Raw genomic sequence first — 12,437 nt, forward strand, 5'->3', positions numbered from 1 at the left:
GGTCTCGCGTCTGAAAAGTCAGCGCTCAACCACGGGGCAGGAACACATCGGCCAGCAGTTGATTGCGCGGCAATCCCGCCAGGTACAGGCGCAGGGCAAAGGCGTCGACACTGTCGGGGCCTCCGCAGAGTAAGGCCAGGGTTTGCCGGGAAACAAGCCGCAGTTGCGCCAAAGCCGCTGGCAACTCGGCCGGGGTCCACAGTTCGACACTCAGGTTCGGACGGCTGGTTGCCATGGCTTGCAGGGGTTTGGCCAGGTAGTGCTCATCGGTATCATGGGCCAGGTGGATGACGCGGATGGTGCCTTGGTGATCCTGGCGCAATGCTTCGCGCAAGACACCAAACAATGGCCCCAATCCGGTGCCAGCCGCCATCAACCACAACGGCCGGGCGTGCCAGTCAGGGTCATAATGCAAGGCACCGCCGCGCAGTTCACCGAGACGGATCGGATCGCCGATGCGCATTTGCCTGGCGGCATCGCTGAATTCCCCGGGCGTGCGGCAATCGAGATGAAACTCCAGAAAACGGTCTTCCTGCGGCAGGCTGGCGAGGGAATACGGCCGCGCCACGCTGCCCGCCCACAATACCAGGTGCTGCCCGGCGCTATAACGCAACGGTCGCTGGGGGATTACCCGCAAGCGCAGCACCGTGGTACTCAGCCAATCGACCGCCGCGACCTCGGCCGGATGACCATCGGTTTGCGGGTCGAAGGCGTGCACCTGCAAGTCCTCGACCACCTGGCACTGGCACGCCAACCGCCAGCCTTGTTCACGCTGCTGTGCACTCAAGGCATCGGGGCGGCTGTCGTTCGGCAGGCCCCGCACACACTGCACCAGGCACGCATGGCAACTGCCGGCGCGGCAACTGTAAGGCACTGGCACGCCGTTCTGATTCAGTGCATCGAGCAGATTGCTGCCCGCCGCCACCGACCAATGGCGCTCGCCGACCCGCAGCTCAGGCATCGACGTTCTCCCACGCTGCCGCGCATCGGTTGCGGCCGTCACGCTTGGCGCGATAGAGCGCCTGATCGGCCTGCTGCAACGCATCATCGAGGTCGTCACCCAGTTCCAGCAGGGTCATGCCGGCGGACAGGCTGAGGTTGCGTACATTCAGACCAATCAGCTCGACATCGGTGAACGCGATGCGCAGCCGTTCGCAGCACGAAGTCAGACTGTCGGCATCGCAATCGGGCAGCAGCACCACGAACTCTTCGCCACCGTAGCGAGCCAGTACGTCACCGTCACGCAGGCACGCGCTGGCAACGCCGGCAAAGGCTTGCAGCACCTGATCGCCGGCGGCATGACCGTGCAGGTCGTTGATGCGTTTGAAATGGTCGAGGTCGATCAGCGCCAGGCCATGCACGACACCGGCGTCCATGGCGTTCAGCTCGCGTGACGCCAGGCGCAGGAAATGCCGACGATTGAACAGGCCCGTGAGCTCGTCGGTGGCCACCAGGTCTTCGAGCTGGCGCATCATCCCGCGCAACGTGTCCTGGTGCGCCTGCAAGGCAAAACGCCGCTGGCGCATGCGTTGTCGCGAGGCCTGGACATAGCGGGCATACAGCACCAGCCACACCAGCACGATGAACAGCACACAGACCTGCAACACCGCCATGGCCGGGTCAGGCAGCTGGAAGTGGTAGCCCTCCCACAGCGTGATCGCACTGAAACTCAAAAACACCAGCAGCGCGCATCGTACTAAAGACCGGCGAGACAGATGGAACAGGCCGAACAGCAGGATCAGCACGTAAAACACCAGAAACGCGCCCCGGGCTTCGTCCAGATGGGCAATCAGCCAGGTTTGCCAACCCAGCCCCAGCAACACTTGTGCCTCGGTCAGGCTGGGGTCGGTGAAGCGCAGATTGCAGCCGCTGTAGAACACCGCGAACAGGATGGCCTGACTGATCACTACCAGTGCGCTGCCGATGGCGACACTGGAAAGCGGCGCGTTGTAGTGACCGGTAAAAAACGCCAGCCACAGCAACAGCAATGCCAGGGCATAGGTGCCGGCCGCGAGGGCGAAACGTTTGAGCAACAGGCGCTGGATGGCGTTTTGGGTCAATCGTTGATTCACCAAATGAAAGGAGACTGACAGAGCGTCCTACTCTACAGACCGTATGTCACTTTAGTGGCGTGGCCGATAAATGACCATTCAATTTTCGGGATCGACGGTCCGGGCCTTGCGCGACCCTGTGGCGAGGGGGCTTGTCGGACCGCCGCATCGCCCCGTTGGACTGCGGAGCAGTCCCGGTAACAGACAGGTCGTTGTGTCAGGCGGATTGTTTTCACCGGTTATGCGGCTGCTTCGCAACCGAACGGGGGCAAGCCCCTTCGCCACAAAAGCCACGTACGCCTCTTGCAGCTTCAAACTTGCCGCTTGCAGCTGCTTCTATGCGACCAACGATTGACTGCCGGCGCGTGTGCCTGTCCGCGAGGCGCGGTATACTGCCGCGCCTTTTTAGCGTCGCGCCAGCTTGCCCGGCGTGCCTTGAAAGGTGCTTGCAACCGACCGATGCACCCAAGCTGCAAGCACCTTATTGAATGTTCCCGTCTTTTAGAGGAGCGCGACTCATGACCGTGATCAAGCAAGACGACCTGATTCAGAGCGTTGCCGACGCCCTGCAGTTCATTTCCTACTACCACCCCGTGGATTTCATCCAGGCGATGCACGAGGCCTACCTGCGCGAAGAATCGCCAGCGGCCCGCGACTCGATGGCACAGATCCTGATCAACTCGCGCATGTGCGCCACCGGCCACCGCCCGATCTGCCAGGACACCGGTATCGTCACCGTGTTCGTGCGTGTCGGCATGGACGTGCGCTGGGATGGCGCCACCATGGGCCTGGACGACATGATCAACGAAGGCGTACGTCGCGCCTACAACCTGCCGGAAAACGTCCTGCGCGCTTCGATCCTCGCCGACCCGGCGGGCGCTCGCAAGAACACCAAGGACAACACCCCGGCGGTCATCCACTACTCCATCGTTCCGGGTAACACCGTGGAAGTGGACGTGGCAGCCAAGGGCGGCGGTTCCGAGAACAAGTCGAAGATGGCCATGCTCAACCCGTCCGACTCGATCGTCGACTGGGTGCTCAAGACAGTTCCGGAAATGGGCGCCGGCTGGTGCCCACCGGGCATGCTCGGCATCGGCATCGGCGGCACCGCCGAGAAAGCTGCCGTCATGGCCAAGGAAGTGTTGATGGAATCCATCGACATCCACGAACTGAAGGCCCGTGGCCCACAGAACCGCATTGAAGAAATGCGCCTGGAGCTGTTCGAGAAGGTCAACCAGCTGGGCATCGGCGCCCAGGGCCTGGGTGGCCTGACCACCGTGCTCGACGTGAAGATCATGGACTACCCGACTCACGCCGCTTCGCTGCCGGTGTGCATGATCCCGAACTGCGCCGCCACCCGTCACGCACACTTCGTGCTCGACGGTTCCGGCCCTGCTTCGCTGGAAGCGCCACCGCTGGACGCCTACCCGGAAATCGTCTGGGAAGCCGGCCCGTCGGCCCGTCGCGTCAACCTCGACACCCTGACCCCGGAAGAAGTGCAGAGCTGGAAGCCGGGCGAAACCGTTCTGCTCAACGGCAAGATGCTCACCGGCCGCGACGCTGCGCACAAGCGCATGGTCGAGATGCTGAACAAGGGAGAAACCCTGCCGGTGGACCTCAAGGGTCGCTTCATCTACTACGTCGGCCCGGTCGATCCGGTCGGTGACGAAGTGGTTGGCCCGGCCGGTCCTACCACCGCCACGCGGATGGACAAGTTCACCCGTCAGATCCTCGAGCAAACCGGCCTGCTGGGCATGATCGGCAAATCCGAGCGCGGCCCGACCGCAATCGACGCGATCAAGGACCACAAGGCCGTCTACCTGATGGCAGTCGGCGGCGCGGCTTACCTTGTAGCGCAAGCGATCAAGAAATCCCGCGTGGTGGCTTTCGCCGAACTGGGCATGGAAGCGATCTACGAGTTCGACGTGAAAGACATGCCTGTGACTGTTGCCGTCGACAGCAAAGGTGAGTCGGTACACATCACCGGTCCTGCCATCTGGCAGAAAAAGATCAGTGAAAGCCTGGCGGTAGAAGTGCAATAAGCGCTTGGACTGCTCCAGAAAAGGCGACAGGGTTATCCCTGTCGCCTTTTTTATTGCCAAGCCATACCCCTGAAGGACACATGGACGACACAGGCTGTCTGGTGCCCCGCGTTATCGTTGACTTCCATCGCGAGCAGGCTCGCTCCTACAAGGGCCAAGTCGCTCATGTTATCGTGCGCCCCCTCCGTATTCCTTGTGTAAGCCCTGCATGTTTGAGTCATCTCGATCCCTGCGCCTGGCGCTCTATACCGTATTGATCATTGCCGGTGCTGCCATCGCGGCCACTCTGGCCATGCGCCACACCGTGCGCCAGTCAATGGTCGAAGACGCGGCTCGCGCCAATCAGCAACTGGCGCTGTATGCCACGTCCCTGCATACCCTGATCGAACGTTACCGCGCCCTGCCCGCGGTATTGGCGCTGGACCCGGAGCTGCGCTCGGCGCTCAAGGGCAAGGTCAGTTCCGAACAGCAGGACGCATTGAACCGTAAACTGGAAAAAATCAACGGCGCCGCCCAATCATCGACCCTGGAACTGCTCGATCACACCGGCCTCGCCGTGGCGGCGAGCAACTGGCGTTTGCCCAGCAGTTATGTCGGCCACAACTACGGTTTCCGTCCCTATTTCAACCAGACCCGCACCCAGGGCACCGGGCGCTTTTACGCCGTGGGGGTGACCAGCGGAATTCCCGGCTACTTCCTCTCCAGCGCGGTCAGCGATGACGATGGCCAGTTCCTCGGCGCCATGGTGGTGAAACTGGAATTCCCCGAACTGGAACGCGAGTGGCGCCAGGGCAGCGACACACTGCTGGTCAGCGACGCACGTGGAATAATCTTCATCGCCAACCAGCCGGGCTGGCGCTATCGCCTGCTCAAGCCGCTGAGCGACAGCGATCACGCCGAACTCAAGACCACCCGCCAGTACGACAAGCAGCCGCTGACGCCGCTTGAGTTTCAATCGTTGCGGCGCTTCGACGATAACAGTGACCTGACTCGGGTCGACGGCCCCGACGGCAAGGCGGATTACCTGTGGGAATCCCTGCCGCTGAATACCGAGGGCTGGACCCTGCACCTGCTGCGGCGCCCACAAGTCGCCTTCGAAGACAGCCGCAATGCTGCCCTCGCCGCGGCCGGGCTATGGCTGACCCTGGTGTTCCTGCTGCTGTTTCTCAACCAGCGCTGGCGCCTGGCCAAACTGCGTCAGCGCAGTCGCGAAGAACTCGAACAGCTTGTAGAAGAGCGTACCCGCGACCTGCGCACCGCCCAGGAAGGCCTGGTGCAGTCTGCCAAACTCGCGGCGCTGGGGCAGATGTCCGCCGCCCTGGCCCACGAGATCAACCAGCCACTTACCGCCCAGCGCATGCAGCTGGCGACCTTGCGCCTGCTGCTCGACCACGGCCGGGTCGACGACGCCTACAAAGCGCTCAAGCCGGTGGATGAAATGCTCACGCGCATGGCCGCCCTCACCGGCCACCTGAAAACCTTCGCCCGCAAGAGCCCCAGCGGTTTGCGCGAACGCCTGGACCTGGCGGCGGTGGTGGATCAGTCGCTGCAACTGCTCGACACCCGACTGCGCGACGAACAGGTCAGCACCGTGCTGCATCTGACCCGCCCGGCCTGGGTGCGTGGCGATGCGATTCGCCTGGAACAGGTGCTGATCAATCTGCTGCGCAATGCCCTCGATGCAATGCAGGACAAGCCCTGCAAACGCCTGGAAATCCGCCTCGAAGCCGACGAACAACTATGGCGCCTGAGTGTGATCGACAACGGCGGCGGTATCGCCGAAGAGAACCTGTCCAAGGTCTTCGATCCGTTCTTCACCACCAAACCGGTGGGCGATGGCCTGGGGATCGGTTTGGCCGTATCGTTTGCCATCGTTCACGAATCCGGCGGGCGCTTGAGTGCCGACAATCATGACAAAGGTGCCGTGTTTACCATGACCTTGCCCATCGACCTGGAGGTGCATGAACCATGCTGAACTCAGTGATCGTGGTCGACGACGAAAGCAGCATCCGCAGTGCCGTCGAGCAATGGTTGAGCCTGTCGGGTTTCGAGGTGCAGTTGTTCAGTCGCGCCGATGAATGCCTGGCGCAATTGCCCAGGCATTTTGCCGGGGTGATTCTCAGCGATGTGCGCATGCCCGGCATGACCGGCCTCGAACTGCTGGCCGAGGTGCAGCGCCGGGATGCCGATTTGCCGGTGATCCTGCTGACCGGTCACGGCGATGTACCGATGGCCGTCGAAGCCATGCGCGACGGTGCCTACGACTTCCTCGAAAAACCCTTCAGCCCGGAAACCCTGCTCGGCAGCCTGCGCCGCGCCCTCGACAAACGCCGGCTGGTGCTGGAAAACCGCGCGCTGCACGAACAGGCGGACAACCGCGCCAAACTGGATGCCACGCTGCTCGGCGTGTCCCGGGGTCTGCAGACCCTGCGTCGGCAAGTTTTGGACCTGGCAGCACTGCCGGTCAACGTGCTGATTCGCGGCGAAACCGGTAGCGGCAAGGAACTGGTCGCGCGTTGCCTGCACGACTTCGGGCCGCGGGCCGACAAGCCCTTTGTCGCACTCAACTGCGCGGCCATCCCTGAGCAATTGTTCGAGGCCGAGCTGTTCGGTCACGAAAGCGGCGCGTTCACCGGGGCGTCCGGCAAGCGCATCGGCAAGCTCGAGTACGCCGACGGCGGCACACTGTTTCTCGATGAAATCGAAAGCATGCCGTTGGCCCAGCAAGTGAAACTGCTGCGGGTGTTGCAGGAGCAAAAACTTGAACGGCTGGGCTCAAACCAGAGTATCCGCGTGGATTTACGCATCATTGCCGCGACCAAGCCGGACCTGCTCGACGAAGCGCGGGCCGGACGCTTTCGCGAAGACCTGGCCTATCGCTTGAACGTTGCTGAGCTACGCCTGCCGCCCTTGCGCGAACGCCGTGAAGACATACCCCTGCTGTTCGAATCCTTTGCCCAAAACGCCGCCGAACGCCTGGGACGCAAATTTCCACCGTTGAGCGGCGCCCAGTTGAGTCACTTGCTGAGCCACGACTGGCCAGGCAACGTGCGCGAATTGGCGAATGTCGCCGAGCGTCAGGTATTGGGGCTCGGTGAACCGGAGCCCTTGGGCATCGAGCCCGGCCAGTCACTGGCGGCTCAGCAGGAAGCGTTCGAAGCGCAATGCCTGCGTGCGGCATTGACCCGGCACAAGGGCGATGTGAAAGCGGTGCTTGAAGAACTGCAACTGCCGCGCCGGACCTTCAATGAAAAGATGCAGCGGCATGGGTTGAGCCGGGAGATGTTTTTGTAGCGCCTGAACTGGCCTCTTCGCGAGCAAGCCCGCTCCCACAGTGGATCTCCAGTGAACACAAGATTTGTGTACGTCTCAGATCAATTGTGGGAGCGGGCTTGCTCGCGAAGAGGCCGGTACAGGCGACACAAACCCAGGAGCCGGAATAAGCAACTTTCCGCTCACCACCAACCAAAGATAAGCGGATTTCCGCTCACCGAAACACTCCACCCCCTCTAAACCGGCCCTCTCCCCGTTGGCACAGCTCCTGCTATAGCCCTGGCAGGCTGCGTTTCATCGCGCTCCACAAAAACAATTAAATGAAGGATCCTTCAATGGATAACTCCAACTCCCTGCCGCTTGGGTCGGCTGCTGCGCCGGTCAAAGAAAGAACCACTTCCAGCCGCATCAAGTCGATCTTCAGCGGCTCCGTTGGCAACATGGTCGAGTGGTACGACTGGTACGTCTACGCCGCCTTCTCCCTGTACTTCGCCAAGACCTTCTTCCCCAAAGGCGACACCACCGCCCAACTGCTCAACACCGCCGCGATCTTCGCCGTGGGCTTCCTGATGCGTCCGATCGGTGGCTGGCTGATGGGTCTGTATGCCGACAAGGTCGGGCGCAAAAAGGCCCTGATGGCCTCGGTGTACCTGATGTGCTTCGGCTCGCTGCTGATCGCCCTGAGCCCGGGTTATGAAGTCATCGGCATCGGTGCGCCGATCCTGCTGGTGTTCGCGCGCTTGCTGCAAGGCCTGTCGGTGGGTGGCGAATACGGCACCTCCGCCACTTACCTCAGCGAGATGGCGACCAAGGAGCGTCGCGGCTTCTACTCCAGCTTCCAGTACGTGACCCTGATCTCCGGCCAGCTCATCGCTTTGGCGGTGCTGATTGTCCTGCAGAACTTCCTGACCACCGAGGAGCTCTACGCCTGGGGCTGGCGCATCCCGTTCGCCATCGGCGCGCTGTGTGCCGTGGTTGCGCTGTACCTGCGTCGTGGCATGGAAGAAACCGAGTCCTTCACCAAGAAAGAAAAGGCCAAGGAAAGCGCGATGCGCACCTTGATGCGCCACCCCAAGGAACTGATGACCGTGGTCGGCCTGACCATGGGCGGTACGCTGGCGTTCTACACCTACACCACCTACATGCAGAAATACCTGGTGAATACCGTCGGCATGAGCATTTCCGACTCCACCACCATTTCCGCTGCCACGTTGTTCCTGTTCATGTGCCTGCAACCGATCATCGGCGGGCTGTCGGATAAAATCGGTCGTCGGCCGATCCTGATTGCCTTCGGTATCCTGGGCACGCTGTTCACCGTACCGATCCTGACCACCCTGCACACCATTACGACCTGGTGGGGCGCGTTCTTCCTGATCATGGCGGCGCTGATCATCGTCAGCGGCTACACCTCGATCAACGCCGTGGTGAAAGCCGAACTGTTCCCGACCGAAATCCGCGCCCTGGGCGTGGGCCTGCCGTATGCACTGACCGTATCGATCTTCGGCGGCACCGCCGAATACATCGCGCTGTGGTTCAAGAGCATCGGCATGGAGACGGGTTACTACTGGTACGTCACCGCGTGTATTGCCGTGTCGTTGCTGGTGTACATCACCATGAAAGACACCCGCAAGCATTCGCGGATCGTCACTGACTGACAGATAGATCGAAGCTGGCTGTACCGGCCTCTTCGCGAGCAAGCCCGCTCCCACATTCGACCGCGTTCCTTCTGGAACAACCCGGTTAAATGTGGGAGCGGGCTTGCTCGCGAATGGAGCCGACTCGGTATCAAGTCAGCATAGTCATGACAGCCAAATCCAGGCTCGACAGGTGCCAGGATTGGCGATGCCACACTGAAAAATGGACAAGGGCTTCATGAAAAATCCGTCACCCAGGTAAAAGAGCCGATTAATCACGCGTTAATGCTCGCCGCCCAACCTTTAACGGCCTGATCGATTCATTGCGATGCGCTCACTCAGTCCTTGAAAGCGAAAAAGCCTGACGGCCTTAACATCCAATTAATCGATAAGTAGCAGGATTTAATTGCGAAATTTAATCGATATATCTGGCGTCTTGGCTTTTTCCACTAAACGCCAACGAGACGGGAGTCACTACCATGAAGACCAAACTGATCCTTGCCCTGGCCCTTTCCGTACTGGCCGCCAACACGTTCGCCGCCGATGGCTACGACAAAACCGGCTCGGCCTCTTACGGCTCCGGCGCCAGCGCCGCCATCGAACGCAGCCACTCGGGCACCTATGCTTCTGACGGCTTCGATAAAACCGGTAGCGCTGAAGCTATCGGCTGATCCGGCTTCAAAAACTGTAGGAGCGAGCTTGCTCGCGATGGACTCAAGCACGCCGCGTTCAGCCAGGGAACACGCGTAATCGTTAACGACCATCGCGAGCAAACTCGCTCCTACAGGGGGTGAGGTCGGGCTGGAAATCTGCGGCGCGTGCTTGCACCATGAGCGCCTCCAGCCCGCTCCGGAAATTATCTCCAATGCCTGACGACATCCACTTCTACGAACCCGCCAACGGCCACGGCCTGCCCCACGATCCGTTCAACGCTATCGTCGGCCCGCGCCCCATTGGCTGGATCTCTTCACAGGATGCCGAGGGCCACCTGAACCTGGCGCCCTACAGTTTCTTCAATGCCTTCAACTACATTCCGCCGATCATTGGGTTTTCCAGCGTCGGGCGCAAAGACAGCCTGAACAACATCGAACAGACCGGCGAGTTCGCCTGGAACCTGGCCACGCGGCCGCTGGCCGAGCAGATGAACCAGAGCTGCGCCATGGTCGGGCCTGAGGTCAACGAATTCGAACTGGCCGGGCTGACGACCGCTGCCTCGAAGGTCATTCAGGTGCCACGGGTGGCAGAGAGCCCGGTGTCCTTCGAGTGCAAGGTCACGCAGATCATTCAGTTGCAACGGGCGGACGGCAACGTGGTGCCGAGCTGGCTGATCCTCGGCGAAGTGGTCGCCGTGCATATCGCCAAATGGCTGTTGAAGGACGGGGTATACGACACCGCCGCGGCAGAACCGATTCTGCGCGGCGGCGGGCCGGCGGATTATTTCCAGCTGGGGCCTGAGGCGTTGTTCAAGATGTACCGCCCGGGGGCGGTGAAGTGATCACCAGAGCAGGTCGGCGTCTTCTTTGACGTCCTTGAGGTGGGTCAGCTCTTTGGCTGCTGCCAGGTCGGCGTCATGGGCGGTCTTGAAGATCTGCCCTTCCAGCACTTTGTGAAAACGCGGGGCGCCGGAACCACCCAGCGCTTTGACGGCGATAGCGGCGTGGTAACCACCCTCGCCCGGTACTACAGCGGAAACAGCTTCGAAGTGTTCAAAGGCTTTACGTGCCATGTCGCGAATCCTGGCTGGTTGAGAATGCCGTCATTAAACCCTCAACCGGCCAGTTTGTGTACCGCCACTGCGGACTGCCCCAGGGCCTGCGCCGCCGAGACATCCTTGAAGGTGTGGAAATCCAGACTGTTGACCACCAGCTCCTGCACCAGCTCGGCAAAAATCTCCATCGCCGGCGTGCTGAAGTACGCGGTCATGGCCTGTTGATTGCTCCAGAAACCGGACACCAGCCACAGCTCCGGATCGCATTGCGAATGCTGCAAGGCAAAGCTCAGGCAGCCTGGCGCTGCGCGGGACGGTTCGATCAGGGCGCTGAGGCGCACACCGAGTTCCTCCGAGCGCCCGGCGCGCGCTCGAACGAAGGCCATATGACTGACGGGGATCTGCGTGGACATGTTCAACCCTCCCGGGGAGTCGCGTGGCAGCCGGGGGACGGGCTGCGACAGGATCAAAGGTTAAGGGCCGCGACGCCTGTCTCGTTAGTCGATTCCTGCCGGCGCGTTGCACAATCCTGCGAAACTTCATCGCCAGCCTGTAACAAGCTGTAAAACCCTGTCACGGTTCTGCCATACGAGTTTCAAGCAAGTTCTTGCGGCACAAGGCTCTATTGGCTACACCGCCGGTCGCCCCCTGGCAGAATCAGGCAAGCATCCGGCAGGATGTGTCTACCGCTGTCGCTTGCACAAACTTATGCTCTGCACCACTCCCTTCATGCCTTGCCGAGGATGCCTCGCATGTCGTCGCTCGATCACTTTCAAGCCCCGCTGGACACCGACATGGAAAAGCAGCGCGCGGAACTGGCGGCCATCATCCGCCGCAACACCGCCGAAGATGGCAGTTATGCCACGGCCATCGGCTCGCTGTTCATGTCCCGCCACAGCCAGTCCCACGAGTTCGCCCCGGTGCTCGCGCAACCGGCGCTGTGCATCATGGCCCAGGGGCGCAAGGAAGTTCAGCTGGCCAACGAATACTTCAACTACGACCCGCTGAACTACCTGGTGGTCTCGGTCTCGATGCCGCTCAGTGGACGAGTGGTGGATGTCTCGCCTGAGGAACCGATCCTGGCCTTGCGCCTGGACATCGACCCGACGGAAATCACCGCACTGATCGCTGACGCCGGCCCCCTCGGCGTGCCCACCCGGCCGACCGGGCGCGGGCTCTATGTCGAAAAACTCGACACCGCGATGCTCGACGCCGTGCTGCGCCTGGCACGGTTACTGGACACGCCAAAAGACATCGCCATGCTCGCGCCGCTGATTCGCCGGGAGATCCTCTATCGCCTGTTGCGCAGTAAACAGGGGCATCGGCTGTACGAAATCGCCATCGCCAACAGTCAGAGCCATCGCATCAGCCAGGCGATCAAATGGCTCAACGGCAATTTCGAACAGCCGTTGCGCATTGATGAATTGGCCAAGGAAGTGAACCTGAGCGTGTCGACGCTGCATCACCGCTTCAAGGCGATGACGGCGATGAGTCCGTTGCAGTATCAGAAGCAGCTGCGCCTGCAGGAAGCACGGCGGCTGATGCTCGCCGAAGGGCTGGAGGCTTCGGCGGCGGGGTATCGGGTCGGGTATGAAAGTCCGTCGCAGTTCAGCCGGGAGTACAGCCGGTTGTTCGGTGCGCCGCCGTTGCGGGATCTGGCGCGGTTGCGGTTGACGGTTTGATCCGGAGTTTTTGGTGTGGCTGCTGACCCCTTCGCGAGCAAGCCCGC

The 12,437-nt window shown here is 61.4% G+C and carries 11 protein-coding genes; 7 read left to right on the plus strand and 4 right to left on the minus strand.

What is annotated here, in order from left to right; genetic code table 11:
• Positions 1-25 precede the first annotated feature (25 nt).
• Together KGA98_RS22665 and KGA98_RS22670 are read right to left on the minus strand one after the other, a co-directional pair.
• The gene (locus KGA98_RS22665; protein ID WP_223503932.1) at positions 26-961 is read right to left on the minus strand and encodes an iron-sulfur-binding ferredoxin reductase; all 936 of its coding nucleotides are present in this window, start codon (positions 959-961) and stop codon (positions 26-28) included.
• Entirely contained in the window at positions 954-2,060 is a 1,107-nt protein-coding gene (locus tag KGA98_RS22670; RefSeq protein WP_154909448.1) for a GGDEF domain-containing protein, read from the minus strand. The genes KGA98_RS22665 and KGA98_RS22670 overlap by 8 nt, the downstream gene beginning before the upstream one ends.
• A gap of 509 nt (positions 2,061-2,569) precedes the next feature.
• On the opposite strand from KGA98_RS22670, the gene KGA98_RS22675 reads away from it, so the two are divergent.
• The 6 genes from KGA98_RS22675 to KGA98_RS22700 all read left to right on the plus strand — a co-directional run bounded on the left by KGA98_RS22675 (position 2,570) and on the right by KGA98_RS22700 (position 10,495).
• Complete coding sequence (locus KGA98_RS22675; protein WP_057396275.1) at positions 2,570-4,093, plus strand: fumarate hydratase; 1,524 nt, start codon at positions 2,570-2,572, stop codon at positions 4,091-4,093.
• Between the two features lie 208 nt (positions 4,094-4,301).
• A complete protein-coding gene (locus tag KGA98_RS22680) occupies positions 4,302-6,068 on the plus strand; it encodes an ATP-binding protein (protein ID WP_223503934.1) in 1,767 nt (588 codons plus the stop codon).
• Complete coding sequence (locus KGA98_RS22685; RefSeq protein ID WP_008052500.1) at positions 6,062-7,387, plus strand: sigma-54-dependent transcriptional regulator; 1,326 nt, start codon at positions 6,062-6,064, stop codon at positions 7,385-7,387. The genes KGA98_RS22680 and KGA98_RS22685 overlap by 7 nt, the downstream gene beginning before the upstream one ends.
• Positions 7,388-7,701: 314 nt before the next feature.
• Positions 7,702-9,021 carry an MFS transporter gene (locus tag KGA98_RS22690; protein ID WP_223503936.1) on the plus strand — a complete coding sequence of 440 codons (1,320 nt, stop codon included), beginning with the start codon at positions 7,702-7,704 and terminating at the stop codon, positions 9,019-9,021.
• Between the two features lie 458 nt (positions 9,022-9,479).
• Positions 9,480-9,671: a hypothetical protein gene (locus KGA98_RS22695; protein ID WP_223503938.1), complete on the plus strand. Its 192-nt coding sequence runs from the start codon at positions 9,480-9,482 to the stop codon at positions 9,669-9,671.
• Positions 9,672-9,865: 194 nt separating this feature from the next.
• The gene (locus KGA98_RS22700; RefSeq protein WP_090457482.1) at positions 9,866-10,495 is read left to right on the plus strand and encodes a flavin reductase family protein; all 630 of its coding nucleotides are present in this window, start codon (positions 9,866-9,868) and stop codon (positions 10,493-10,495) included.
• On the opposite strand, the gene KGA98_RS22705 is transcribed toward KGA98_RS22700, so the two are convergent.
• Together KGA98_RS22705 and KGA98_RS22710 are read right to left on the minus strand one after the other, a co-directional pair.
• Positions 10,496-10,726 carry a hypothetical protein gene (locus KGA98_RS22705; protein WP_150813329.1) on the minus strand — a complete coding sequence of 77 codons (231 nt, stop codon included), beginning with the start codon at positions 10,724-10,726 and terminating at the stop codon, positions 10,496-10,498.
• Positions 10,727-10,767: 41 nt separating this feature from the next.
• Positions 10,768-11,121 (minus strand): putative quinol monooxygenase, encoded by a 354-nt coding sequence (locus KGA98_RS22710; RefSeq protein WP_057713481.1) that lies wholly within the window; start codon positions 11,119-11,121, stop codon positions 10,768-10,770.
• Positions 11,122-11,460: 339 nt separating this feature from the next.
• On the opposite strand from KGA98_RS22710, the gene KGA98_RS22715 reads away from it, so the two are divergent.
• Positions 11,461-12,390: an AraC family transcriptional regulator gene (locus KGA98_RS22715; protein ID WP_154860446.1), complete on the plus strand. Its 930-nt coding sequence runs from the start codon at positions 11,461-11,463 to the stop codon at positions 12,388-12,390.
• Positions 12,391-12,437: the final 47 nt, after the last annotated feature.

This window comes from Pseudomonas sp. BF-R-24, assembly GCF_019947335.1.
Taxonomy (GTDB): domain Bacteria; phylum Pseudomonadota; class Gammaproteobacteria; order Pseudomonadales; family Pseudomonadaceae; genus Aquipseudomonas; species Aquipseudomonas jessenii.

What these genes read in the sequence shown, in the direction of transcription:
- KGA98_RS22665 (WP_223503932.1), bottom strand. Translation starts at nt 961, where the DNA reads ATGCCTGAGCTGCGGGTCGGCGAGCGCCATTGGTCGGTGGCGGCGGGC.
- KGA98_RS22675 (WP_057396275.1), top strand. Translation starts at nt 2,570, where the DNA reads ATGACCGTGATCAAGCAAGACGACCTGATTCAGAGCGTTGCCGACGCC.
- KGA98_RS22680 (WP_223503934.1), top strand. Translation starts at nt 4,302, where the DNA reads ATGTTTGAGTCATCTCGATCCCTGCGCCTGGCGCTCTATACCGTATTG.
- KGA98_RS22685 (WP_008052500.1), top strand. Translation starts at nt 6,062, where the DNA reads ATGCTGAACTCAGTGATCGTGGTCGACGACGAAAGCAGCATCCGCAGT.
- KGA98_RS22690 (WP_223503936.1), top strand. Translation starts at nt 7,702, where the DNA reads ATGGATAACTCCAACTCCCTGCCGCTTGGGTCGGCTGCTGCGCCGGTC.
- KGA98_RS22695 (WP_223503938.1), top strand. Translation starts at nt 9,480, where the DNA reads ATGAAGACCAAACTGATCCTTGCCCTGGCCCTTTCCGTACTGGCCGCC.
- KGA98_RS22700 (WP_090457482.1), top strand. Translation starts at nt 9,866, where the DNA reads ATGCCTGACGACATCCACTTCTACGAACCCGCCAACGGCCACGGCCTG.
- KGA98_RS22705 (WP_150813329.1), bottom strand. Translation starts at nt 10,726, where the DNA reads ATGGCACGTAAAGCCTTTGAACACTTCGAAGCTGTTTCCGCTGTAGTA.
- KGA98_RS22710 (WP_057713481.1), bottom strand. Translation starts at nt 11,121, where the DNA reads ATGTCCACGCAGATCCCCGTCAGTCATATGGCCTTCGTTCGAGCGCGC.
- KGA98_RS22715 (WP_154860446.1), top strand. Translation starts at nt 11,461, where the DNA reads ATGTCGTCGCTCGATCACTTTCAAGCCCCGCTGGACACCGACATGGAA.